A 24,350-nucleotide genomic window follows, 5' to 3' on the forward strand; every position below is an offset into this window, starting at 1 on the left:
ATGAGTCTCGCCGTCCGCGTCATCCCCTGCCTCGACGTCGCCGCCGGCCGCGTCGTGAAGGGCGTCAACTTCCAGAACCTGCGCGATGCGGGCGACCCCGTCGAGCTCGCCCGCCTCTACTTCGAGCAGGGCGCCGACGAGCTGACCTTCCTCGACGTCACCGCCACGGTCGACGACCGCTCGACCACCTACGACGTGGTGCGGGCGACCGCCGAGCAGGTCTTCATCCCGCTCACGGTCGGCGGAGGCGTGCGCAGCGCCGAGGACGTCTCGCGACTGCTCGCGCACGGCGCCGACAAGGTGGGCGTCAACTCCGCCGCGATCGCCCGGCCCGAGCTCCTCGGCGAGATCGCCGACGTCTTCGGCGCGCAGGTGCTCGTGCTCTCGCTCGACGTCAAGCGGAGCGACGCCACGGCGTCCGGCTTCGTCGTCACCACCCACGGCGGACGCCGCGAGACCGAGCTCGACGCCCTGGCCTGGGCGGCCGAGGCCGTCGAGCGCGGCGCCGGGGAGCTGCTGGTCAACTCCATCGACGCCGACGGCACCAAGCAGGGCTTCGACCTCGAGCTGATCGCCGCGATGCGCGAGCTGAGCTCCGTGCCGGTCATCGCCTCCGGAGGCGCCGGCGCCGTCGAGCACTTCGCTCCGGCCGTCGACGCGGGAGCCGACGCCGTGCTCGCCGCCTCCGTCTTCCACAACCGCGAGCTGACGATCGGTGACGTCAAGCGCGCGCTCGCCGCCTCCGGGATCGAGATCCGATGACCCCCGCCGAGCTCGACGCCGTCCTGGACCGCGCCGCCTTCGATCCGACCGGGCTCCTGCCCGCGATCATCCAGCAGCACGACACCCGCGAGGTGCTCATGATGGGCTGGATGGACCGCGAGGCGCTCCGGCGGACCCTCACCGAGGGCCGCGTCACCTTCTGGTCGCGCTCGCGCCAGGAGTACTGGCGCAAGGGCGACACGTCCGGGCACGCGCAGTACGTGCGGGGTGCCGCCCTCGACTGCGACGCCGACACTCTGCTGGTCCAGGTCGAGCAGATCGGCGCAGCCTGCCACACGGGCGAGCACGCCTGCTTCGACGTCGACCCCCTCGTGCCGTTCACCGGCCTCGGCCCGGCGGAGTGAGCATGAGCGGACGGCGGCTGAAGTACACGGCGATCCTCGGGGTCGTGCTCCTCGCCGCGCTCGAGCTGACCTCCTCCACCCAGACCTGGTCCACGCTGACCCTGGCGGCGATCGAGGGGGAGGGCCAGCGGATCGACGTGGCCGGGACCGTCGCCGCGCCCGCGCTCTCCGCCCTGGCGCTCGCGGGCCTCGCCCTCGCCGCGGCCCTCGCCATCGCCGGCCCCGTCTTCCGGATCGTGCTCGGTGTGCTCCAGGCCGTCCTCGGCGCCTCGGTGGTGCTCGCGGCCGCGACGGCACTGGGCGACCCCGTGCGCGCCGGCGCCTCGCTGGTCACGGAGGCGACCGCCATCGCGGGGGAGCAGTCCGTCGCCGCGCTCGTGGCCTCGTCCTCCGCGACGGCCTGGCCCGTCGTCGCCCTGGTCTGCGGCGTGCTCACCGCGCTGCTCGGGATCGGCGTCCTCGCGACCTCGCGCCGCTGGCCGGGAGCGGCGCGGAAGCGCGCGTCCCGCTTCGAGCCCGCCGACGGCTACGGCCACGGCGCGTCGACCGTGCAGACGGACGACGGCGACATCGATCCGGTCGTCTCGTGGGACGAGCTCTCGCGCGGCGACGACCCCACCTCGGGCCGCTGACACCGGCCGCGGTCGTGTCCGGCGGTCCGGCATCCCCGCCTCCTGCAGGCGGCTGCGCAGGCGAGTCCGGGGCCGGGCGCTCAGGCGCCTCACGCTAGACTGCTCTGGTCCCGATGCACCCCCAGGAGGAGACCCATGAGCACCGAGCACGACGACGACAACCACGGCCACTCGCCCGCAGCGTGGACGGCCGTCGTCATCATGCTGGTCGGATTCACGATCGGCACGATCGCGTTCTGGTTCGACGTGCCCCTGGTGGTCTGGCTCTCGGCCGGCCTGGTCGTGGTGGGTCTGCTCGTGGGCATGGGCATGGCCAAGGCGGGCTACGGCGTCAACGGCGCGAAGGCGAACCCGAAGGCGCGCGCCTAGGTGCTCGCCGACCTCACCGCCGGCGCCCTGGCCGACGCGGCCCGGCGCCGCGAGAGCGCCCCGCTCGAAGCCGTCGAGCGCCGCGCGCTCGCCCAGGCGCCCGCCCTCGACGCCCTGGCCGCTCTGGCCCCCGCCGAGCGCGTCAGGATCATCGCCGAGGTGAAGCGCGCCAGCCCGTCGCGCGGAGCCCTCGCCGACATCCCCGTCCCCGCCGAGTTGGCCGGACAGTACGAGCTCGGGGGAGCGAGCGCGATCAGCGTCCTCACCGAGGAGCGCCGCTTCAAGGGGTCCCTGGCGGACCTCGAGGCGGTCCGCGAGCGCGTGTCGATCCCCGTCCTGCGCAAGGACTTCGTCGCCGAGCCGTACCAGGTCCTCGAGGCCCGCGCGGCCGGAGCCGACCTGGTCCTCCTCATCGTCGCCGCGCTCGAGCAGCCCCTGCTCGCCGAGCTGCACGCCCTCGTCCTCGAGCTGGGGATGACCCCGCTCGTCGAGACGCACTCGGCCGACGAGCTCGAGCGGGCCGCCGACCTCGGCGCGCGGCTCATCGGCGTGAACGCCCGCGACCTCTCCACCTTCCAGCTCGACCGCGACCTCTTCGGCCGCCTCTCCGAGCGCTTCCCCGACGACGCGGTGAAGGTGGCCGAGTCGGCCGTCCTCACCGCCGACGACGTCGCGCACTACCGCGGCTCCGGAGCCGACGTCGTCCTCGTGGGCGAGGCTCTCGTCACCGGCGGCGACCCCGTCTCCACCCTCGCCGGCTTCCTGGCGCACTGACCACACCGATAGGCGGTACCCCCATGGCACTCCGGGATGAACTCGGCCCCTACTTCGGCGAGTTCGGCGGACGCTACGTCCCCGAGTCCCTCGTCGAGGCCCTCGACGAGCTGAGCGCCGAGTACGAGCGCACGAAGGTCGACCCCGCGTTCGCGGCCGAGCTGATGGAGCTGCACCGCAGCTACACCGGTCGTCCGTCGATCATCACCGAGGTGCCGCGGTTCGCCGAGCACGCCGGCGGTGCGCGGATCATCCTCAAGCGCGAGGACCTCAACCACACCGGCTCGCACAAGATCAACAACGTGCTGGGCCAGGCGCTGCTCACCAAGCGGATCGGCAAGACCCGCGTCATCGCCGAGACGGGAGCGGGCCAGCACGGCGTCGCGACCGCCACGGCCGCCGCCCTGTTCGGCCTCGACTGCGTGGTCTACATGGGCGAGGTCGACACCGAGCGCCAGGCCCTCAACGTCGCCCGCATGCGCCTGCTCGGCGCCGAGGTGATCCCCGTGACGACCGGCTCGCGCACCCTCAAGGACGCGATCAACGACGCGATGCGCGACTGGGTGACGAACGTGGGCACCACGAACTACATCTTCGGCACCGTCGCGGGCCCGCACCCGTTCCCGGCCCTCGTCCGCGACTTCCAGAAGATCATCGGCGAGGAGGCGCGCGAGCAGGTCCTCGAGCTCACCGGCTCGCTGCCCACCGCGGTCACCGCCTGCGTCGGCGGCGGCTCCAACGCGATGGGGATCTTCCACGCCTTCCTCGACGACCCCGAGGTCCGCCTCGTCGGCTTCGAGGCCGGCGGCGACGGGATCGAGACCCCCCGCCACGCGGCGACCATCAGCAAGGGCCGCCCCGGCGTCCTGCACGGCGCCCGCAGCTTCCTCCTCCAGGACGAGGACGGCCAGACCGTCGAGTCGCACTCGATCTCGGCCGGCCTCGACTACCCGGGCATCGGCCCGGAGCACGCATGGCTCTCGAGCATCGGCCGCGCCGACTACCGCGCGGTCACCGACTCGGCCGCGATGGACGCGCTCATGCTGCTCAGCCGCACCGAGGGGATCATCCCGGCGATCGAGTCCGCGCACGCGCTGGCCGGCACGCTGGAGCTCGGGCGCGAGCTCGGCCCCGAGGCCACCATCCTGGTCAACCTCTCGGGCCGCGGCGACAAGGACATGACGACCGCTGCGCACTACTTCGGCCTCATGGACCAGGGCGCGGTGCAGTCGTGAGCGGCCGCGGACCGAGCGTCGCCGAGACCGTCCGGCGCCGGAACGAGGAGGCGGCGGGCGCCCTGATCGGCTACCTCCCCGTCGGCTTCCCCGACCTGCCGACCAGCATCGACGCCGCCGTGGCCATGGCGGAGAACGGCGTCGACGCGATCGAGCTCGGTCTGCCCTACTCCGATCCGGTGATGGACGGACCCGTCATCCAGGAGGCGACCCAGGCCGCCATCGCGGGCGGCTTCCGCCTCCGCCACGGCTTCGAGGCCGTCCGCGAGATCCGGGCGCGCGTCGACGTGCCGGTCCTGGTGATGACCTACTACAACCCCGTCCTGCAGTACGGGGTCGAGCGCTTCGCCACCGATCTGGCCGAGGCCGGCGGGTCCGGCCTCATCACGCCCGACCTGATCCCGGACGAGGGCGCCGAGTGGCTCGCCGTCTCCGAGCGGCTCGGACTCGACCGCGTGTTCCTCGCGGCACCGTCCTCGACGGACACGCGCCTGCGCCAGGCCGTCGACTCGAGCCGTGGATTCGTCTACGCGGTCTCGACGATGGGCATCACCGGCGCGCGCACCGATGTCGACTCCGCGGCCCGCACCCTGGTCGACCGCCTCCGCGCCGCCGGCTCCGAGAGCGCGTGCGTCGGCCTGGGCATCTCGACCGGCGAGCAGGTCGCCGAGATCCTCGCCTACGCGGACGGCGCCATCGTCGGATCCGCCCTGGTGCGGGCGCTGGCGTCCGGCGGGGTCGACGCGGTCGCCGAGACCTCCCGCGGCCTCGCCGAGGGCACCCGCCTGCGCTCCGCGCGCTGACACCCTCCCGCTACAATCGGGATGCCCACCGGGGCGCGGCCGAGCCGCGCCCGGGGGACCCCCTCCTTCGAAAGGTCGAGTACCGGTGTCCGTACCGCTGAGCATTCCGAGCCCCCCCGACGCGTGGAGTCAGTACGACCTCACGATCGGCACCTTCACGCTCGCGATCCACACCTACGCGCTCTGCATCCTCGCGGGGATCATCGTGGCGACGATCATGACGAACCAGCGGCTCAAGCGCCGCGGCGCGGAGCCGTGGGTCGTGCTCGACATCATCATCTGGGCTGTGCCGCTCGGCATCGTCGGCGCCCGCGCCTACCACGTGCTCACCCACCCCGGCGACTACTTCTACGACGGCGCCGACCCGTGGGAGGTCGTCCGCATCTGGAACGGCGGCAACGCCATCTTCGGCGGGCTGATCGGAGGCGCGGTCGGCGCGTTCATCGGCTGCCGCTGGACAGGAGTGCGGTTCTGGACCTTCGCCGACGCCCTCGCCCCCGGCATGCTCGCCGCGCAGGCGCTCGGGCGTCTGGGCAACTGGTTCAACCACGAGCTCTTCGGCCTGCCCACGACCCTGCCCTGGGGCCTCGAGATCGAGACCACCAACCCGGCCTTCCCCGTCGGCCTCCCGGCGGGCACGCTCTTCCACCCGACCTTCCTCTACGAGATCCTCTGGAACGTCGTCGGCATCGCGGTCATCCTCCTGCTCGAGCGCCGTCTCAAGCTGCAGTGGGGCACCGTCTTCGCCGCCTACCTGATCTGGTACGGGATCGGCCGCGTCTGGTTCGAGTCCATCCGGATCGACCCGAGCGAGTTCTTCTGGGGCATCCGCACCAACGTCTGGGCCGCGCTCATCGCCGTGGTCATCGGCCTGGTCCTCGTGGTGATCCAGAAGCGCGAGCACCCGGGCGCCGAGCCCTCGGCCTACCGGCCGGGTCGCGAGTGGACGCCCGCCCCGGCTGCGGTAGAATTCGAGGACGTCGAGTCCGACTCCGACGACACCACCACCCCTGCTTCCGGCACCGACGCCGAGAAGCCGACGGTCTCCCGCACCTGACGGAGGTCGCGGAGCCTCCGCGACCGCCTCCCGGGTGCCCGACACCTCCACGACCGCCCCATCGCGGCGCAGCCACGAGCGCTGCCGCGGGCGGGTCGTCGTGCAGGCACCGCCGGCGGCGCGCGACGCTCGCGCCACGGCAGAACCCTGCGGCCCTCCCGATCGGGGAGCCGCTCCTCCTCCACCACCGCGGGCCAGCGACGTCCCGATCAGCCATCACCCCCGTGAGGACGGTTCCCATGGCCTCCGCCCAGCCCTCGACCCCGGCCCGCGCCGTGCCCTTCCTGGGCATGCCGCCGGCGCAGGGGATGTACGACCCGGCCGCCGAGAAGGACGCGTGCGGTCTCGCGATGGTCGCCACCATGCGCGGCACCGCCGGCCACGACATCATCGACGCCGCGCTGAACGCGCTGCGCAACCTCGAGCACCGCGGCGCCGTCGGCTCCGACGCGGGAACGGGCGACGGCGCGGGGATCATCACGCAGATCCCGGACGAGTTCCTCCGCGCGGTCGCTCCCTTCGAGCTCCCGCCGCTGGGCCAGTACGCGGTGGGCAACGCCTTCCTCCCGGTGGACGTGTTCGAGCGCGAGCGGGTCAAGTCGACGATCGCCGACATCGCCCGCGAGGAGAACCTCGCCGTGGTCGGCTGGCGCTCCGTGCCCGTGCAGCCCGACGAGATCGGCACGCTCGCCCGGGCCGCCATGCCGGCGATCGAGCAGCTGTTCATCCGGAGCGAGCTGACCGACGAGAGCGGCACGCCCCTCTCCTCCGTGCGCCTCGACCGCCTGACCTTCCGCCTGCGCAAGCGCGTCGAGCGCGAGCTCGAGGTCTACTTCATGTCGCTCTCGAGCCGCACGCTCGTCTACAAGGGGATGGTGACGACGCTCCAGCTGGAGCCGTTCTACCCGGACCTGTCCGACGAGCGCTTCGCGTCGAAGCTCGCGCTGGTGCACTCCCGGTACTCCACCAACACCTTCCCCTCGTGGCCGCTCGCTCAGCCGTTCCGGATGATCGCGCACAACGGCGAGATCAACACGGTGCAGGGCAACCGCAACTGGATGCGCGCGCGCCAGTCGCAGCTGAAGAGCCGCGAGCTGGGCGACCTGGCCCCGCTGTTCCCGATCGTCTCGCCCGGCCGCAGCGACTCCGCCTCGTTCGACGAGACCGTCGAGCTGCTCAATCTGGCCGGCCGGTCGCTCCCGCACGCGATCATGATGATGGTGCCGGAGGCCTGGGAGAACCAGGACGGCGCGCTCGACCCGAAGCGCCGCGCGTTCTACGAGTACCACTCGATGCTCATGGAGCCGTGGGACGGCCCGGCCGCGATCGTCTTCACCGACGGCGAGCTCGTCGGCGCCACCCTCGACCGCAACGGGCTCCGACCCGGCCGCTACGTCGTCACCGACGACGGGCTCGTGGTGCTCGCCAGCGAGATCGGCGTGCTCGACATCGACCCCGCGAAGGTGGTCCGCAAGGGACGCCTGCAGCCCGGCCGCATGTTCCTGGTGGACACCGAGCAGGGCCGCATCGTCGAGGACGAGGAGATCAAGGGGCAGCTCGCCGCCTCCGGTCCGTTCGAGGAGTGGCTCGAGAAGGGCCGCATCAACCTCAAGGACCTCCCCGAGCGCGAGCACATCGTGCACACGCCCGCCTCGGTCAACCGCCGCCAGCGCACCTTCGGCTACACCGAGGAGGAGGTCCGCCTCCTCCTGCTGCCGATGGCGCGCGCCGGTGCGGAGCCGCTCGGAGCGATGGGCTCGGACACCCCCGTGGCCGTCCTGTCCAAGCGCCCCCGCCTGCTCTTCGACTACTTCACGCAGGCCTTCGCGCAGGTGACGAACCCGCCGCTGGACTCGATCCGCGAGGAGGTCGTGACCTCGCTCCGCCTGGGCCTCGGCCCCGAGCGCAACCTGCTGACCGCCGGTGCCGAGCACGCGCGCCAGGTCGTCCTCGACTTCCCGGTCATCGACAACGACGAGCTCGCGAAGATCCAGCACATCGCGCCGCGCCCGCTGAGCCACATCACCACGACGATCCGCGGCCTCTACCGCGTCGACGCGGGACCCCGCGCGATGCAGGACCGCATCGACGAGATGTGCGACGAGGCCGACGAGGCCATCGCCGCGGGAGCGCAGTTCCTGGTGCTCTCGGACCGCGACTCCACCAAGGACCTCGCGCCGATCCCCTCGCTGCTGATGCTCGCCGCCGTGCACCACCACCTCATCCGCACCGAGAACCGGATGCGAGTGGGGCTCGTGGTCGAGGCGGGCGACGTCCGCGAGGTGCACCACGTGGCGACGCTCATCGGCTACGGCGCCTCCGCGGTCAACCCGTACCTGGCGATGGAGACCTGCGAGGACCTCGTCCGCAGCGGCATGCTGTCGGACGTCTCGCCGGAGAAGGCCGTGAAGAACGTGATCAAGGCGCTCGGCAAGGGCGTGCTGAAGATCATGTCCAAGATGGGCATCTCCACCGTGTCGAGCTACGCCGGGGCGCAGACCTTCGAGGCCGTCGGCCTCAGCCAGGCGTTCGTCGACCAGTACTTCACCGGCACCGTCTCGAAGCTCGGCGGCATCGGCATCGACGTCGTCGCCGAGGAGAACGCCGCGCGTCATCGCGCCGCCTATCCCGAGGACGGCGCGATCGTCGCGCATGAGCGCCTGGCGGTCGGCGGCGAGTACCAGTGGCGCCGCGACGGCGCCCCGCACCTGTTCAACCCGGACACGGTGTTCCGCCTGCAGCACTCGACGCGCAACCGCCGCTACGACGTCTTCCGCGAGTACACGAAGATGGTCGACGACCAGGCGAGCTCGCTGATGACCCTCCGCGGCATGTTCAAGCTCGACACCGCGGGGCGCACGCCGATCCCGATCGACGAGGTCGAGCCGGTCGAGGCGATCGTCAAGCGCTTCTCGACGGGCGCGATGAGCTACGGCTCCATCTCGCCGGAGGCGCACGAGACGCTCGCCATCGCGATGAACCGCCTCGGCGCCAAGTCGAACACGGGCGAGGGCGGCGAGGACACCGAGCGGCTGCTCGACCCGGAGCGCCGCTCCGCGATCAAGCAGGTCGCCTCGGGCCGCTTCGGCGTTACGAGCATGTACCTCACCCACGCCGACGACATCCAGATCAAGCTCGCCCAGGGCGCCAAGCCCGGCGAGGGCGGTCAGCTGCCGCCGACGAAGGTGTACCCGTGGATCGCGCGCACCCGGCACGCGACCGCCGGCGTCGGCCTGATCTCGCCGCCGCCGCACCACGACATCTACTCGATCGAGGACCTCAAGCAGCTGATCTTCGACCTCAAGCGGGCGAACCCGTCGGCGCGCATCCACGCGAAGCTGGTCAGCCAGTCGGGCATCGGAGCGGTCGCCGCCGGCACCGCGAAGGCCCTCGCCGACGTGATCCTCGTCTCGGGTCACGACGGCGGCACCGGCGCGAGCCCGGTGAACTCGCTCAAGCACGCGGGCACGCCCTGGGAGCTCGGCCTGGCCGAGACCCAGCAGACGCTGATGCTCAACGGCATGCGCGATCGCGTGGTCGTGCAGGTCGACGGCCAGATGAAGACCGGTCGCGACGTCGTCATCGGCGCGCTGCTCGGGGCCGAGGAGTTCGGCTTCGCGACGGCCCCGCTGATCGTCGAGGGCTGCATCATGATGCGCGTCTGCCACCTCGACACCTGCCCGGTGGGCGTCGCGACGCAGAACCCGGAGCTGCGCCAGCGGTTCTCCGGAAAGCCGGAGTTCGTCGTCAACTTCTTCGAGTTCATCGCCCAGGAGGTGCGCGAGTACCTCGCGCAGCTCGGCTTCCGGAGCGTCGACGAGATCGTCGGCCACCGCGAGCTGCTCGACATCGACCAGGCGATCGAGCACTGGAAGGCGAGCGGGCTCGACCTGACGCCGATCCTCGTCGGACCGGTCTTCACGGCGGAGGAGCCGCGCCGCCACGGCCGCGCGCAGGAGCACGAGCTCGAGCACCACTTCGACAACGAGCTGATCCGCCTCGCGGCGAACGTGCTCGACCACCGCGGCACCGTGCGGATCGAGCGCGAGATCAAGAACACCGAGCGCGCCGTCGGCACCATGCTGGGCCACGAGGTCACCGTCCGATTCGGCGAGAACGGCCTGCCGGCCGACTCCATCGTCGTGTCGCTCCGCGGCTCGGCCGGGCAGTCGCTCGGAGCGTTCCTCCCCGCCGGCATCACGCTGCGGCTCGAGGGAGACTCCAACGACTACGTCGGCAAGGGCCTCTCGGGCGGCCAGATCGTGGTGCGGCCGGACCGCCGCAGCACCTTCGACGCCTCGACGAACGTGATCGCGGGCAACGTGATCGGCTACGGGGCGACCCAGGGCACGATGTTCATCCGCGGGATGGTCGGCGAGCGCTTCCTGGTCCGCAACTCCGGCGCCACCGCGGTGGTCGAGGGAGTGGGCGACCACGCGCTCGAGTACATGACCGGCGGCCTGGCGGTGATCCTCGGCGAGACCGGGCGGAACCTCGGCGCCGGCATGTCGGGCGGCACGGCCTACATCCACGGCCTGCGCCGCGAGCTCGTGAACCGCGACGCGATCGCCTCCGGCGAGCTGACCCTCTCCGAGCTCGGCAGCGCCGACGTGGAGATCCTGCGCGACCTGCTCGAGCGGCACGTCGCGGAGACCGAGTCGACCCTGGCCCAGGGGATGCTCGACGATTTCGACGGAACGGTCTCGCGTTTCGTCAAGGTACTGCCCCGCGACTTCGCCGCGGTGCTCGCGACGCGCGCATCCGCTGTGGAGGAGGGGCTCGATCCCGACGGCGACGTCGTCTGGGGACGGATTCTGGAGGTGACCGGTGGCTGATCCCAAGGGGTTCCTGAAGGTGCAGGACCGGGAGCTGCCCAAGCGGCGTCCCGTGTCCGTCCGCCTGATGGACTGGAAAGAGGTCTACGAGCAGGGCGACTCCGCCGTGCTGCGCCGGCAGGCGGGCCGCTGCATGGACTGCGGCATCCCGTTCTGCCACAAGGGCTGCCCGCTGGGGAACCTGATCCCCGAGTGGAACGACCTGATGTGGCGCGGCGAGGGCCGCCAGGCGATCGAGCGCCTGCACGCGACGAACAACTTCCCGGAGTTCACGGGCCGGCTCTGCCCGGCGCCGTGCGAGTCGTCCTGCGTGCTCGGCATCAATCAGCCCGCCGTCACGATCAAGCAGATCGAGGTCTCGATCATCGATCAGGCCTTCGGCAACGACTGGGTGCAGCCGCACCCGCCGGAGCGCCTGACCGGCAAGACCGTCGCGGTCGTCGGCTCCGGCCCGGCGGGGCTCGCCGCCGCTCAGCAGCTCACCCGCGCCGGGCACACCGTCGCGGTCTACGAGCGCGACGACCGCATCGGCGGCCTCCTGCGCTACGGGATCCCGGACTTCAAGATGGAGAAGAAGCACCTCGAGCTCCGCCTGAACCAGATGAAGGCCGAGGGCACCCGGTTCCGCGCGGGCGTCGACATCGGCTCCGACATCACCTGGGACGACCTGCGGGCGCGCTACGACGCGGTCGTGGTCGCCACCGGTGCTCTCGTGCCGCGCGACCTGCCGATCCCGGGTCGCGACCTCGACGGCGTGCACTTCGCCATGGAGTACCTCGTGCAGTCGAACCGCGCGATCGCGGGCGACCGCGTCTTCGAGCAGATCTCGGCCGAGGGCAAGCACGTCGTCGTCCTGGGCGGAGGCGACACCGGAGCGGACTGCATCGGCACCGCCCACCGCCAGAAGGCCGCGTCGGTCACGAACCTGGCGATCGGGCAGCAGCCGCCGTCGCAGCGCCCGGACAGCCAGCCCTGGCCGATGGACCCGACCGTGTTCGAGGTCTCGAGCGCCCACGAGGAGGGCGGGGAGCGGATGTTCCTCGCGTCGACCGTGGAGTTCCTCGCGAACGAGGGCGGCGAGGTCCGCGCGGTGCGCGTGGCCGAGACCGAGTACCTCGACGGGCGCCGCGTCCCCAAGGCGGGCACCGAGCGCGAGATCCAGGCCGACCTGGTCCTGCTCGCCCTCGGCTTCACCGGCCCGGAGGCGGACCACCTCGGCCGCCAGCTCGACGTCCCCTTCACCGAGCGCGGCAACGTCGCGCGCGGCGACGCCTTCGAGACCACCGTCCCCGGCGTCTTCGTGGCCGGCGACGCCGGGCGCGGCCAGTCCCTGATCGTCTGGGCGATCGCGGAGGGCCGCTCCGTCGCGGCCGAGGTCGACCGCTACCTCGAGGGCACGACCCAGCTGCCGGCGCCGGTCGGCCCCAACGACCGGGGCTTCACGCTCTAGTCCTCGGGACGCGATAGTCTCGGCCCGCCAGCAATCAGCTCACCCTCCCCGCTAACGACGCGCCTCCGGGCGCAGAACAACGGAGCACCCCCTCAATGAGACGAGCGAAAATCGTCGCCACCCTCGGCCCGGCAACGTCGTCGTACGAGACCATTCGTGCGATCATCGACGCCGGCGTGGACGTGGCCCGCATGAACCTCAGTCACGGAAGCTACGACGTCCACGAAGGCATCTACCGCATCGTGCGGAAGGCCGCGGACGACGCCGGGCGCGCGGTCGCGATCCTCGTCGACCTGCAGGGTCCGAAGATCCGCCTCGGCAAGTTCGAGGGCGGCCCGTACGCCCTCGCCGAGGGCGACGTCTTCACCATCACCACCGAGGACGTCCTCGGCACGCGCGAGCTCTCGGGCACCACGTTCAAGGGCCTCCCGGACGACGTGAACCCGGGCGACATGCTCCTCATCGACGACGGCAAGGTCGCTGTCCGCGTCACCGCCGTCGAGGGCCCCCGGGTCGTCACCGAGGTCGTCGTCCCCGGCAACGTCTCGAACAACAAGGGCATCAACCTGCCCGGTGTCGCGGTCAACGTCCCCGCCCTCTCCCAGAAGGACGAGGATGACCTCCGCTGGGCGATCCGTCTCGGCGCCGACATCATCGCCCTCTCCTTCGTGCGCAACGCCAGCGACATCGAGCGCGTGCACGAGATCATGGCGGAGGAGGGCCGCAAGGCTCCCGTCATCGCCAAGATCGAGAAGCCGCAGGCGGTCGACAACCTGCAGGAGATCATCGACGTCTTCGACGGCATCATGGTCGCCCGCGGCGACCTCGGCGTCGAGCTGCCCCTCGAGGCGGTGCCGATCGTGCAGAAGCACGCCGTCGAGCTCGCCCGCCGCTGGGCGAAGCCGGTCATCGTCGCGACCCAGATGCTCGAGTCGATGATCGAGAGCCCCCGCCCCACGCGGGCCGAGGCCTCGGACGTCGCGAACGCCATCCTCGACGGCGCGGACGCGGTCATGCTCTCGGGCGAGACCAGCGTCGGAGCCTGGCCCGTCGTCACCGTGCAGACCATGGCCCGCATCGTCGAGTCCACCGAGGAGCACGGCCTGGAGCGCATTCCCCCGCTGGGCAGCAAGCCCCGCACCCAGGGCGGATCCGTCACGCTGGCCGCCGCCGAGGTCGCGGAGTTCGTCGAGGCGAAGTTCCTCTGCGTGTTCACGGAGTCGGGCGACTCGGTCCGCCGCATGACGCGCCTGCGCCACGGCATCCCGATCATCGGCTTCACCCCCGAGCCGGCCGTCCGCCGCCGCATGGCGCTGAACTGGGGCGTCCAGTCCTTCGTCACGCCGCGCGTCAACCACACCGACGCGATGTTCGCGCAGGTGGACGCGGTGCTGCTCCGCGAGGGCCTCGCCCAGGCGGGCGAGACCGTGGTCGTCGTCTCCGGATCGCCCCCCGGGCGCGCCGGCACGACGAACGACATGCGGGTGCACATCGTCGGCTCGTCCAGCTCGGCCGACAGGGCCGAGAACTGGGACCACTGAGTCCAGCACCCTCCGGAGGGCCCGGTCGCGCGAGCGGCCGGGCCCTCCGGCGTTCCCCGGCGGCCCGCGTGGCGGGACGTGCCTCCGCGGGCGGATACCGTGGACCCATGCGACTCGGCGTGCTCGACATCGGCTCCAACACGGTCCACCTGCTCCTCGTCGACGCGCACCCCGGCGCCCGCCCGGTGCCCTACCGCTCGCACAAGCGGAGCCTCGCTCTCGTGGCGCACCTCGACGAGGCGGGGGAGATCACCGAGCGGGGCCAGCGCGAGCTGATCGCGTTCGTGACCGAGGCCGCGGAGGTCGCCCGCGAGCACCGCGCGGAGGACCTGCTGGCGTTCGCGACCTCGGCGATCCGCGAGGCCGGCAACGGCGCGGCGGTCCTCGACCGGGTCCGCGCCGAGACGGGCGTGCACCTCCAGGAGCTCGGCGGCGAGGCGGAGGCGTCGGCCACCTTCCTCGCCGTGCGCCGCTGGTTCGGCTGGGGCGCGGGCTCGATCCTGGACCTCGACATCGGCGGCGGCTCGTTCGAGCTCTCGATGGGCGTGGACGAGGTGCCTGAGCTCGCCGTGTCGGTCCCGCTCGGAGCGGGGCGGGTGACGCGGGACCTGCTGGTCGGCGATCCCGCCTCGGCCACGAGCGTGAAGGCCGCCCGGCGTCACGCCCGCGAGGTGCTCGCGGAGCCCGTCCGCGGCTTCCTCGCCCTGGGGCGCCCCGACCTGGTCGCAGGCACGTCGAAGACCTTCCGGTCTCTGGCGCGGATCACCGGCGCCGCTCCGAGCGCCGCCGGTCCGCTGGTGCGCCGCGAGCTGCACCTGGTCGACCTCCGGCTGTGGTCCGCCCGCCTCGCCGCGATCAGCGCGGCCGACCGCTCAGCGCTGCCCGGCGTCTCCGCTCTGCGGGCGCCGCAGCTGCTCGCGGGCGCTCTCGTCGCGGAGGCGGCCATGGACGCCCTCGGCATCGAGACGCTGGTGATCTGCCCCTGGGCCACCCGCGAGGGGCTGATCATCCGCCGCTTCGAGCTGCTCGACGCGCAGATCCAGCGCGACGTTCAGCTCAGCGCGATGCTGTAGGACAGCGACCGCCGGCCGCCCGGCTCGAGGACGATCTGGCGCGGCTTGTCGACGATGTCGCCGTCCCAGCCCTCGGGGGTCGGGACGCTCCGCCAGGGCTCGAGGCAGACGAACGGGGCCCCGACGGGCTTCCACACGCCGACCACGTCGAAGTCCCCGGTGTCGACGACGATCGCGCGGGCGGCGCCGTCGGCCTCGAGCCGGAGGGTCCGCCGGCGCGGCTCGTCGAAGATCATCACGCCCTCCTCGAAGTGCGCGTCGTCCACTGTCAGGACCCCGTCCTCGAGCGGCGCCGGGTGGCGCGCCTCGAGCAGCAGGTTCTCCGGAGCGCGGCGGTACCCCTCCGGCTCGGGCTGCGCGAAGCGGATGCGGTGCTCGCCGCGGCCCTCGGGCAACGGCAGCGCGAAGGCCGGGTGGTTGCCGAGCGAGAAGCCCAGCGGAGAGGGACCCCTGTTCTCGACGGTCTGGGTGATCCGGAGCGAGGCGCCGGTCACGGCGTAGGCGATGAGGAGCGTCCAGTCGAAGGGGAACACCGCGCGCGTGGCGTCGTCGCTCCGGAGCCGGAACACCGCCTCGTCCGCCGAGACGCCCGCGAGCTCGAAGACCCGGTCCCGCGCGAAGCCGTGCTGCCCCATCCGGTGGTCCGCGCCGTCGTGGTGCAGCGTGTCGCCGGGGAGGCGCCCGATGATCGGGAACAGGACGGGAGCGTGCCGGCGCCACTCCGGGCCGGCCTGCCACAGGTACTCGCGGCCCTCGTCGTCGCGGAGGGACGTCATCTCGGCCCCGGCGGTCGTCAGGGCGAGGCGCAGGCTCTCGCTGCCGAGGGTGAGGACGGTGGGCGCGGGGGAGTCGCTGCTGGTCATCCTCCGATTCTGCCCGTCACGCGGTGCGGGCGGGGGTGTCGGCGGCGCGTGGCAGCATGGGGCGGTGCCTCCCGAGTCGACCCCCTCCTCCTGGCGCGCCCGCGTCGGCGAGCTCAGCGGACCCCCCGAGGCCGAGTCGCCGACCGTCCTCACTCCGATCGGGCTGCAGTTCGAGCTGCGCCGGCTGGTGCGCCGGGCCGACGATCCGTGGCGGGCGCCGGCGAGCGAGCGCGTCACGGCGAAGACCTACGACCCCGACGAGCGCCGCGACCACCGTCTGGCCACCCGCCCCGCCGTCCGTGGGCGCGGGGGCGCCTGGAACCGCACCACCCTCACCTGGAAGTCGCTGAACTTCCAGACCCACCGGCTCTCGCTCGACCCCGCTCACCAGCGCTGGTTCGCCGAGTTCGCGGCTCTGCACCGCGCCACGCGCACCGTCCACCTCGGGCAGGACCCCGACTGGATCCACCTCGACGACTACGAGAGCCCACTGCTCTGGCGGCTGCTCGAGCAGGCGCAGGCCGCCGGGATCCCGCTGCTCGCCCCGGAGAAGGGCGCGGTCCGTCTCGCCGGTCCCGCGCATGTGGCGGTGACGGTCTCGGCGGAGGAGGGAGCGCTCCGGCTGCGGCCCGTCCTGCGGATCGACGGCGCGGAGCACGCGCCCGAGTCGGCGCGTCCGGTCGCCCGGCACGGCGTCTACGCGGTCGAGGGCGGCGATCCGTCCTCACTCCTGCTCGCGCCCGCGTCCCTGCCCTTCGACGACGAGGAGCTGCTGCTCCTCGACCACCCCGAGGAGACGGAGGTCCCGGCGGAGGACGTGCCCGAGTTCGTCGGCGAGCACCTCCCCGCCCTCCGCGGCCGCATCGCGGTGCGCGAGGAGGGCGTCGACCTCGTCCTGGACGATCCGGAGCCCCCGCGCCTGGTCTGCACGGTCTCGTTCGAGCCGCGGCGCGCCGTCAGGGTGGGCTGGCACTGGCGCCGCGCGCCCGATCGCGCGGGCGAGCTCGACGGCACGGCCGACGCGGCTCTCGAGCGCGCGGTGCTCCGCCGGGTGCGCTCGGTGCTCGGCGAGGCCGGGTCCGCTCTCGTGCCGGGGCCGGGGACGAGCGCGGTCCTGCGCGGGGCCGAGGCGGCGGTGTTCGTGGTGGAGCAGCTCCCGCAGCTGGAGGGGATCGGCGGGGTCCGGATCGAGCGCGAGGGCGCGGCCCCGGACTACCGCCTGCTGACCGGACCGCTCACGCTCACCATCACCGCGGTCGACACCGAGAGCGCCGACTGGTTCGACCTCGGCGTCGTCGTGACCATCGGCGACGCGACCGTGCCGTTCCTGCCCCTCTTCCGCGCTCTGGCCGCGGGCGGCGACCGCATCCGCCTGGTCGACCACTCCTACCTCTCGCTCGCGCACCCCGGCCTCGACCGGCTCCGGGAGCTGCTGACCCGGGCGGACGAGCTCGAGGAGTGGGAGACGGGACCGCGGCTCGGCCGGCACCAGACCGGGCTGTGGAACGAGCTGGAGGAGCTCGCCGACGAGAGCGTCCCCTCCGACGCGTGGCGCGCCGTGCTCGACTCCGCGCTGGCCGCCGGGTCGCCGGAGGACGTGGACCCGCCGGAGGGACTGACCGCCCGGCTGCGCCCGTACCAGCGGGCGGGCTACGCCTGGCTCGTCCACCGCCTCCGTCACGGGCTCGGCGGGATCCTGGCCGACGACATGGGCCTCGGCAAGACCCTGCAGGCGCTGGCCATGATGCTCGACGCGGTCGAGGAGGCGGGCCGCGCCGGGATCCGCCGCGCGCCGTTCCTCGTGGTCGCCCCCACCTCGGTCGTGCCGGGCTGGCGCTCGGAGGCCGAGCGCTTCGCGCCCGCCCTGCGCGTCCACGTCGTCGCGAGCTCGCGGGAGGGCGCGCTCGACGCGATCCCGGCCGACGCGGACGTGGTCCTCACCAGCTACGCGGTCCTGCGCCTCGGCGGCGAGCGCTGGGCGTCGAGGACGTGGTCGGCGCTGATCCTCGACGAGGCCCAGTTCGTCAAGAACCCCGCCTCGCAGACGCACCGGGCCGCCCGCGGGGTCGGCGCGCCCGTCACGCTCGCGCTCACCGGCACACCGCTGGAGAACTCGCTCGACGAGCTCTGGGCGGTCCTCGCCCTGGTGGCGCCCGGGCTCCTGCCGCCGCTGCGCCGCTTCCGCGAGGAGTACACCCGGCCGATCCTGCACGCGGAGGCGCCCGTCGGAATCGCCTCGCCCGATCTGTCCGAGGGACGGACCGTCAGCCACACCGAGGGTGCGCGCCGCCGCCTCGAGAGACTGCGCCGACGACTGCGTCCGTTCCTGCTCCGCCGCACCAAGGAGGCAGTGGCGCCGGAGCTCCCCGAGAAGCAGGAGCAGACGATCGAGGTCGCGCTGACCCCCGCCCACCGGGTGCTCTACGACGGCTACCTCCAGCGCGAGCGGCGGAAGCTCCTGGGTCTGGTCGACGACCTCGACCGGCAGCGCTTCACGGTGTTCCGATCGCTCACCCTCCTGCGCCTGCTCGCGCTCGACGCGTCCCTGGTCGACCCGGCCTACCGGCACGTCCCGTCCGCGAAGCTCGACGTGCTCGTCGAGCAGCTCGACGACGTGATCGCGGAGGGCCGTCGGGCCCTCGTCTTCAGCACCTTCACCTCGTACCTGGAGCGGGCGGGGGAGCGGCTGCGCCGGCGCGGCATCCCGTTCGTGCAGCTCGACGGCTCCACGCGGGACCGCGCGGGAGTGATCGAGGAGTTCCGCTCCGGAGCCGTGCCCGTCTTCCTGATCAGCCTGAAGGCGGGCGGCACCGGGCTCACCCTCACCGAGGCCGACCACGTCTTCATCCTCGACCCGTGGTGGAACCCGGCGGCCGAGGCGCAGGCCGTCGACCGCGCGCACCGCATCGGCCAGGAGCGGCGGGTGAACGTGTACCGGCTGGTGGCGACGGACACGATCGAGGAGAAGATCGTGCGCCTCCAGGAGCGCAAGGGCCGCCTCAGCACGGCGGTGCTCGACGAGGGCGAGCTCTTCGCCCGGGCGCTGTCGGCCGACGACGTCCGCGAACTGCTGGCCGAGTGACCACGGCCCCACGAAGGGTGACAGAACGGCCAGGCGCGGCCCAGGATCCGAGCGCACACTGAGCGGATGAGACGCCGCCGCCCCCGCCCCCGCGCCGACTGGATCGTCGCCCTCGAGAAGGGCGACGACGCCGGGCTCTTCGGACCGGGCAGCGCGGTCTGGGCGGTCAACGGCGGCCTGCCCACGATGATCGCCGGAGTGCGGGCTCTGCTCATGCAGACCCTCCACGCCGGAGCGATGGCCGGTGTGCACGACCACTCCCGCTACCGCGAGGACCCGATGGGCCGCCTCGACAACACGGTCCGCTGGGTCCTGACCACCAGCTTCGGCGACACCGCCGCGGCGAGCGGAGCGGCGCGCTGGGTGACCGGCGTGCACGAGCGGATCGTCGGCTCCTACGAGGACGCCGGCGGGCGCGAGCGCTCCTACTCGGCGCAGGACCCCCGCCTGCTGCTCTGGGTGCACGACGCCTTCACCGACGCGTTCCTCGGCGCCCACGAGATCTGGGGCGGACGGATCCCCGGCGGCCCCGACGCCTACGTGCGCGAGTGGGCCGCCTCCGGCCGGCTGCTCGGAGTGCAGGATCCGCCCGAGAGCGTCGCGGAGCTCCGCGCGCAGCTCGCCGGATTCGCGGGCGAGCTCAAGCCCGACGCACGCGTGCACGAGGCGGTCGGGTTCCTCCGCGACATCCGGCTGCCGGGCGAGGCGGGCGTGGTCTACCCGCTGCTGTTCGCCGGCGCGGTCGCCTCGCTCAGCCCCGAGGTGCGGAGGCTCCTGGGCCTCCGGCGCCCGTGGTGGCCCGCGATCACGGCGAACCGCCTGCTGTTCGTGTTCCTGGGCCGGTATCTGGGCCGGGTCTCGCCGAGCGAGCAGGCCGCGATCGACCGCATCGCCGGCCTCGACCAGGTTCGCACCGGCGCCTGACGCTCTTCCCGTACACCTGTCCGGGAAGTGGTAGACTGTCGTCGATGACTCCCGCCCGCCTCGCCTCCGTGCCCGCGGCGGAGTCCCCCTCGGCGCTCGGCTCCGCCGATCCGCGAGCCCGGCGCACCCGCCGCCGCGTGTTCGACGCGGTCGAGCGGCTCGTCATGCAGAGCGACGGCGAGAGGGCCGAGGGCATCGCGGTGAGCGACATCGTGCGCGAGGCCGGAATCAGCCGCAGCTCGTTCTACGCCCACTTCGACGACGCGGCGGGAGTCGCCTCCGCGCTGCTCCGACAGGACCTCGTGGTCGCCGACGTCGCCGAGGGCGATCCCGCCGACCGCTCCGGAGCCGACGCCCTGCAGCGCGGCTACTCGCGGCTCGTCGAGCGGCTGGTCGACCGCCACGCCTTCCATGCCCGGCTCCGCGCGCGGGCCTCCGCCCGGGTCGCCTCCGACGACGCCGTGCTCGACACGGCGCTCGCCCTGCACCGCGAGGTGCTCGCCCGGGTCGACGTCCCCGCAGCGGTCGACCCCGAGCTCACCGCGGTCTTCGCGGCCGGCGGGGTCCTCTCCGTGGTCGGCGCCTGGCTCGCCGGCTCCCTCGACGGCACCGACGAGGAGCTGGTCGAGCACCTCGTCGCGCTGCTCCCGGCCTGGCTCGCCGCGGCGCCGCTGCGCCCCCTGGACTCCTCACTCCCACCACGCCCCACGACGAAAGGCACGACATGATGACATTCGAGGTCGGCGAGACCCTGGTCTACCCGCACCACGGAGCGGTGACGATCACCGGGCTCGAGAAGCGCTCGGTCAAGGGCGTCGAGAAGACGTTCATGACGATGAACGTGCACACCAGCGAGCTCACCATCACCCTCCCCGTCGAGAACGCCGAGCTCGTCGGCGTCCGCGAGATCATCGACGACGCCGGAGTCCAGGCGGTCTACGACGTCCTGCGCAGCGACGTCGCGGAGGAGGCCAGCAACTGGTCCCGCCGCTTCAAGGCCAACCAGGAGAAGATGGCCAGCGGCAGCGTGTATCGCGTCAGCGAGGTCGTCCGCGACCTGTGGCGCCGCGAGCAGGCGGGCGGCGTCTCGGCCGGCGAGAAGCGGATGCTCCTCAAGGCGCGTCAGATCCTCGTGTCGGAGCTCTCGCTCGCCCTGAAGGGCACCGACGAGGAGGCCTCGGCCAAGCTCGACGAGGTCCTCGCCTCGGCGATCTGACCCCGCGTCGCGGCGGGTCGGCTCACTCGGGCCGGCACGCCGCGATGATCCTCGCGGCGACCTCGTCCTGCGAGGCGGAGCCGTCGATCCGCACCAGGAGCTCGCGCTCGTCGTAGACCTCCGCCAGAGGAGCCGTCTCGCGCTCGTAGACCTCGATCCGGTTCCGCACCACCTCGGGGTCGTCGTCGGCGCGGTCCTGCTCCTGCGCCCGCACGTGCAGCCGTTCGAGGACCACGTCCGCGTCGGCCGTCAGCAGCACGACGCACGAGAGCGGCGTGCCCCGCTCCTCGAGGAGCTCCGCCAGCGCGTCCACCTGGGCGAGCGTGCGCGGGTAGCCGTCGAGGATGAACCCGTCCCGGGCGTCCTCCTCGGCGATGCGCTCGGCGACCAGGGCGTTCGTCAGCTCGTCCGGCACGTACTCGCCGGCCTCCACGAGCGCCCGCAGACGCCGTCCGAGGTCGGTGCCGTCGGCGACGTGCGCGCGGAACAGATCGCCGGTGGAGATCGCCGGCACCCCCAGCTCGCGCGACAGCACGGCCGCCTGGGTGCCCTTGCCCACGCCGGGCGGGCCCATCATGATGACGCGCATCGCTCGTCCTCCTCGGTGTCGTCAGGCGATGCTAGCGGTGCGGAGCGGGGTGGCCGGTGCACACCGCGCCCGTAGGCTGGCGGGACGAGCCGAGGAGGAGCGATGCCCGCAGCACCCGGGGCCGAGCAGGCCGCCGCGGATCTGGCCGCGCTCCTGCGCGAGGTCTCCGGAGAGCTCGACGCCCGCGGCATCGCCGACCAGGCCGTCGCCGAGCTGCGGACGCCGCGCGCGATCCTCGGCTTCCGCCGCAAGCCGGTGATGGCGCCGGTGACCCGCGCGTGGCGCCTCGGCGTGGTGCTCCTCGGACGCGAGGGCGAGCTCCTCGCGACGGGATCGGTCACTCGTGCCGTCGCTCCGCTGCACGCCAACAACCAGTCCGAGTCGCAGGAGGCGCGCCGCGAGATCCGGCGCGCCGCCTTCGACGGTCCGTTCCAGGAGGGCGAGATCGTCAACTACGGCTGGCGGCGCCTCGCACTGGACGCCGCAGCGCTCGAGTCGGGCCAGGAGCCGCTGGCCCTGCGCGGCTCCGAGGTGCTCGTGCGCTGGGCGCCCGGTCTGGGCGAGCAGGGACTGATGCCGCTGCGCCGGTACCTGGCCGACCGCCTCGACCTCCTCGAGGCCGACTAGCGCCGGGTCACTCCTCCTCGGCCACCGGGTGGAACCACGGCGGATAGACGGCGACGCGGGGAGAGGCGTCGATGCCCTCGAAGAGAGCCTTGACGCGGTTGCGGGCGGCGACCGACGCCACGCCGACCGTCGCGACGCCCTCGAGCGGGAAGCGCTCGGGCACGAGCGCCTCCGCGCTGCGCAGGGCCGGCTCGTCGACCAGGAGGCGCGCGAAGGTGCGCACGAGCGCGTCGCCCTCGGTGAAGCGCGTGAGGACGTGGGAGGCGTCGCCGTCGCTCAGCACCGGGGCGGAGGCGAGCGAGCCCACCAGGACGACGTACTGCGAGGCGGTGGTCTCGTGGGCGCTCGGCGACCAGTGCGGAGCGACACGCTCGCCGCGCAGGTCGGCCCAGAGGGCGGCGTCGGGGGAGAGGAAGAAGGGCACGAAGCCGGCGACGCTGACGCCGTCCTTCACCTGCACGGCACGGCGGTGCTCGCGGGTGGTCTCGGCGCTGACGTCGATCGCGGGGCGCTCCTGGAGCTGCTGGTCCGCCAGGATCGCGCCGGCGGCGACGATCGCCTCGAGGTTGTCGAGGTGGGTGACGTGGTAGATCCGCTGCGCGGCGATGTCGACCTTCGGCAGGGGCTTCTCGCGCGCCGTGCCGCGGGCGGCGGCGCGGGCGGTGGCCGCACGGGAGGTCCCGGGCACGCGCGCGGGGGCGCGGGTGGCACGGCCGACCTGCTCGGGGAGCTTCTTCGGGGTGCAGACGTCGCAGAGCGCGATGTCGAGGCCGTGGATGCATTCGGTGGGCACTCTGGATTCCTTCTGCGCGCGGGCTCGGGGTTCCGCCGCAGGGACGACGTTACGCGACCGGGGCCCCCGCGCGTCCCGGCGGCGGGGATCTGCGGAGCCGCGGCGTCCGCCCGGGCATCCTCTGGGAGGCGCCGGAGCACCGCTCCCCGCCGCGTAGCGTGAGCGGGATGAAGCGCGTGCCGCCCGCCGAGGGCCAGGAATCCGTCTGGGACTACCCGCGACCCCCGAGGGTCGAGACCACCACCGAGCACGTGGTCGTGCGGCTGGGCGGCGTCGTCGTCGCCGAGTCCCGCGACGCTCTCCGCGTCCTCGAGACGAGCCACCCTCCCGTCTACTACCTCCCCGTGTCCTCGTTCGCGCCCGGGGCGCTCGAGCCCGCGCCCGGCCGCAGCATCTGCGAGTTCAAGGGCGCGGCCTCCTACCTGACCGTGCGCGGGGGAGGAGGAGCGGTCGCGGAGGCGGCGGGCTGGACGTACCCCGAGCCGATGGCCGGCTTCGAGGCCCTCGTCGACACCGTCGCCCTCTACCCCGGCCGGATGGACTCCTGCACGGTCGACGGCGAGGCGGTCCAGCCGCAGCCGGGCGACTTCTACGGCGGCTGGATCACCTCGCGCGTGGTCGGTCCGTTCAAGGGCTCGCCGGGCACGATGTTCTGGTGAATCAGACGGGGGAGGGCGGACCGAGCGGGTCCTGGACGAGGACCGCTCGTGCGGCGTCGATCCCCGAGGCCTCCAGCGTCCATTCCGGCCGCACCAAAGTCTCCGGCGTGACGCGGAACCGCAGCTCCTCGACCGACCTACCGTCCGGACCGACGATCCGGTGCGTCCCGTTCGGCCGGTAGCCGAGGGTCTCCGAGACCCGGATCGAGCGGGTGTTCCAGGCGAGAGCGGCGCTCTCGGCGACCTCGGCTCCGAGGTGGTCGAAGGCGAGGAGGAGGACGGCGGCGCGCATCTCCTGCCCGAGGCCGCGGCCCTGCGCCGAGCGGGTGAGCCACGAGCCCGAGGTCAGGGTGCGGGTGGCGGCGAAGGACTCGGCGACCACGTCCTGGCAGCCGACGACGCGGCCGTCCTCGACCACGGCGAACGCGATGCGCCACGACTCCCGCGTCGTCTGCGCGCGCTGCGACCAGTGGAAGCGGGCGAGCTCGCCGGGCAGGCGCTCCGCCGGCGCCTCGGCCCAGGGGGAGGGGAACGGCGAGCGGCCGCTCTCGTGCACGCCCGCGAGGGCTGCCTCGGCGAGAGGGCCGAGGTCGGCGTCGCGGACCGGATGCAGCTCGAGCCGCGGCGTGCGCAGCTCCAGCGAGAACAGGGGCCAGGGGTCGGTGCTCATCCGACGACGCTAGCGAGCGGAGGCGCGCACC

General features: G+C 73.0%; 22 protein-coding genes. 18 read left to right on the forward strand and 4 right to left on the reverse strand.

Annotation, left to right across the window (positions count from 1 at the left end; all coding sequences use genetic code 11):
* The 12 genes from hisF (at position 1) to C5B95_RS05170 (ending at position 14,896) form a co-directional block, all read left to right on the forward strand.
* Positions 1-762 (forward strand): imidazole glycerol phosphate synthase subunit HisF, encoded by a 762-nt coding sequence (gene hisF, locus C5B95_RS05120; RefSeq protein ID WP_104221853.1) that lies wholly within the window; start codon positions 1-3, stop codon positions 760-762.
* Positions 759-1,127 carry a phosphoribosyl-AMP cyclohydrolase gene (hisI, locus tag C5B95_RS05125; protein ID WP_104221855.1) on the forward strand — a complete coding sequence of 123 codons (369 nt, stop codon included), beginning with the start codon at positions 759-761 and terminating at the stop codon, positions 1,125-1,127. Before hisF ends, hisI begins: the two co-directional genes overlap by 4 nt.
* A 2-nt stretch (positions 1,128-1,129) precedes the next feature.
* Positions 1,130-1,759 carry a Trp biosynthesis-associated membrane protein gene (locus tag C5B95_RS05130; RefSeq protein ID WP_104221858.1) on the forward strand — a complete coding sequence of 210 codons (630 nt, stop codon included), beginning with the start codon at positions 1,130-1,132 and terminating at the stop codon, positions 1,757-1,759.
* A 135-nt stretch (positions 1,760-1,894) separates the two neighbouring features.
* Complete coding sequence (locus C5B95_RS05135) at positions 1,895-2,128, forward strand: DUF6704 family protein (protein WP_104221860.1); 234 nt, start codon at positions 1,895-1,897, stop codon at positions 2,126-2,128.
* The gene (gene trpC / locus C5B95_RS05140) at positions 2,129-2,902 is read left to right on the forward strand and encodes an indole-3-glycerol phosphate synthase TrpC (RefSeq protein ID WP_104221862.1); all 774 of its coding nucleotides are present in this window, start codon (positions 2,129-2,131) and stop codon (positions 2,900-2,902) included.
* A gap of 23 nt (positions 2,903-2,925) precedes the next feature.
* A complete protein-coding gene (trpB, locus tag C5B95_RS17705) occupies positions 2,926-4,137 on the forward strand; it encodes a tryptophan synthase subunit beta (protein ID WP_104225310.1) in 1,212 nt (403 codons plus the stop codon).
* A complete protein-coding gene (gene trpA / locus C5B95_RS05145) occupies positions 4,134-4,940 on the forward strand; it encodes a tryptophan synthase subunit alpha (protein WP_104232657.1) in 807 nt (268 codons plus the stop codon). Before trpB ends, trpA begins: the two co-directional genes overlap by 4 nt.
* 85 nt (positions 4,941-5,025) lie before the next feature.
* Complete coding sequence (lgt, locus tag C5B95_RS05150; protein WP_258059820.1) at positions 5,026-5,997, forward strand: prolipoprotein diacylglyceryl transferase; 972 nt, start codon at positions 5,026-5,028, stop codon at positions 5,995-5,997.
* Positions 5,998-6,236: 239 nt separating this feature from the next.
* The gene (gltB, locus tag C5B95_RS05155; protein ID WP_104267305.1) at positions 6,237-10,832 is read left to right on the forward strand and encodes a glutamate synthase large subunit; all 4,596 of its coding nucleotides are present in this window, start codon (positions 6,237-6,239) and stop codon (positions 10,830-10,832) included.
* A complete protein-coding gene (locus C5B95_RS05160) occupies positions 10,825-12,282 on the forward strand; it encodes a glutamate synthase subunit beta (RefSeq protein ID WP_104267306.1) in 1,458 nt (485 codons plus the stop codon). Before gltB ends, C5B95_RS05160 begins: the two co-directional genes overlap by 8 nt.
* Before the next feature lie 95 nt (positions 12,283-12,377).
* Positions 12,378-13,823, forward strand: a complete 1,446-nt coding sequence (gene pyk, locus C5B95_RS05165; protein ID WP_104221869.1) for a pyruvate kinase — start codon at positions 12,378-12,380, stop codon at positions 13,821-13,823.
* Between the two features lie 107 nt (positions 13,824-13,930).
* Entirely contained in the window at positions 13,931-14,896 is a 966-nt protein-coding gene (locus tag C5B95_RS05170; RefSeq protein ID WP_104267307.1) for an exopolyphosphatase, read from the forward strand.
* On the opposite strand, the gene C5B95_RS05175 is transcribed toward C5B95_RS05170, so the two are convergent.
* Positions 14,875-15,759, reverse strand: coding sequence for an aldose 1-epimerase family protein (locus C5B95_RS05175; protein WP_104221873.1), 885 nt, complete (start codon positions 15,757-15,759; stop codon positions 14,875-14,877). The genes C5B95_RS05170 and C5B95_RS05175 overlap by 22 nt on opposite strands.
* 64 nt (positions 15,760-15,823) lie before the next feature.
* On the opposite strand from C5B95_RS05175, the gene C5B95_RS05180 reads away from it, so the two are divergent.
* From C5B95_RS05180 to C5B95_RS05195, 4 genes are all read left to right on the forward strand, one after another.
* Positions 15,824-18,841: a DEAD/DEAH box helicase gene (locus C5B95_RS05180; RefSeq protein WP_104348686.1), complete on the forward strand. Its 3,018-nt coding sequence runs from the start codon at positions 15,824-15,826 to the stop codon at positions 18,839-18,841.
* A 66-nt stretch (positions 18,842-18,907) separates the two neighbouring features.
* Complete coding sequence (locus tag C5B95_RS05185) at positions 18,908-19,765, forward strand: oxygenase MpaB family protein (protein ID WP_104221875.1); 858 nt, start codon at positions 18,908-18,910, stop codon at positions 19,763-19,765.
* A 44-nt stretch (positions 19,766-19,809) separates the two neighbouring features.
* The gene (locus C5B95_RS05190; protein WP_104221877.1) at positions 19,810-20,493 is read left to right on the forward strand and encodes a TetR/AcrR family transcriptional regulator; all 684 of its coding nucleotides are present in this window, start codon (positions 19,810-19,812) and stop codon (positions 20,491-20,493) included.
* Entirely contained in the window at positions 20,493-20,981 is a 489-nt protein-coding gene (locus tag C5B95_RS05195) for a CarD family transcriptional regulator (protein WP_068257183.1), read from the forward strand. The genes C5B95_RS05190 and C5B95_RS05195 overlap by 1 nt, the downstream gene beginning before the upstream one ends.
* 22 nt (positions 20,982-21,003) lie before the next feature.
* On the opposite strand, the gene C5B95_RS05200 is transcribed toward C5B95_RS05195, so the two are convergent.
* Positions 21,004-21,570: an adenylate kinase gene (locus C5B95_RS05200; protein WP_104221879.1), complete on the reverse strand. Its 567-nt coding sequence runs from the start codon at positions 21,568-21,570 to the stop codon at positions 21,004-21,006.
* 102 nt (positions 21,571-21,672) lie between these two features.
* Here C5B95_RS05200 and C5B95_RS05205 point away from each other — a divergent pair, with 102 nt between their 5' ends.
* On the forward strand, positions 21,673-22,197 hold the full coding sequence (locus C5B95_RS05205) for a hypothetical protein (protein ID WP_104348643.1): 525 nt from the start codon (positions 21,673-21,675) through the stop codon (positions 22,195-22,197).
* Positions 22,198-22,204: 7 nt separating this feature from the next.
* Here the strand turns inward: C5B95_RS05205 and C5B95_RS05210 are convergent, their stop codons facing one another.
* Entirely contained in the window at positions 22,205-22,990 is a 786-nt protein-coding gene (locus C5B95_RS05210; RefSeq protein WP_104221883.1) for a DarT ssDNA thymidine ADP-ribosyltransferase family protein, read from the reverse strand.
* Between the two features lie 167 nt (positions 22,991-23,157).
* On the opposite strand from C5B95_RS05210, the gene C5B95_RS05215 reads away from it, so the two are divergent.
* Positions 23,158-23,649, forward strand: a complete 492-nt coding sequence (locus C5B95_RS05215) for a DUF427 domain-containing protein (protein WP_104221885.1) — start codon at positions 23,158-23,160, stop codon at positions 23,647-23,649.
* 1 nt (position 23,650) lies between these two features.
* On the opposite strand, the gene C5B95_RS05220 is transcribed toward C5B95_RS05215, so the two are convergent.
* The gene (locus tag C5B95_RS05220) at positions 23,651-24,319 is read right to left on the reverse strand and encodes a GNAT family N-acetyltransferase (protein ID WP_104348644.1); all 669 of its coding nucleotides are present in this window, start codon (positions 24,317-24,319) and stop codon (positions 23,651-23,653) included.
* Positions 24,320-24,350 lie beyond the last annotated feature (31 nt).

It is taken from the genome of Rathayibacter sp. AY1A7 (assembly GCF_002930845.1).
Classification (GTDB): Bacteria; Actinomycetota; Actinomycetes; order Actinomycetales; family Microbacteriaceae; genus Rathayibacter.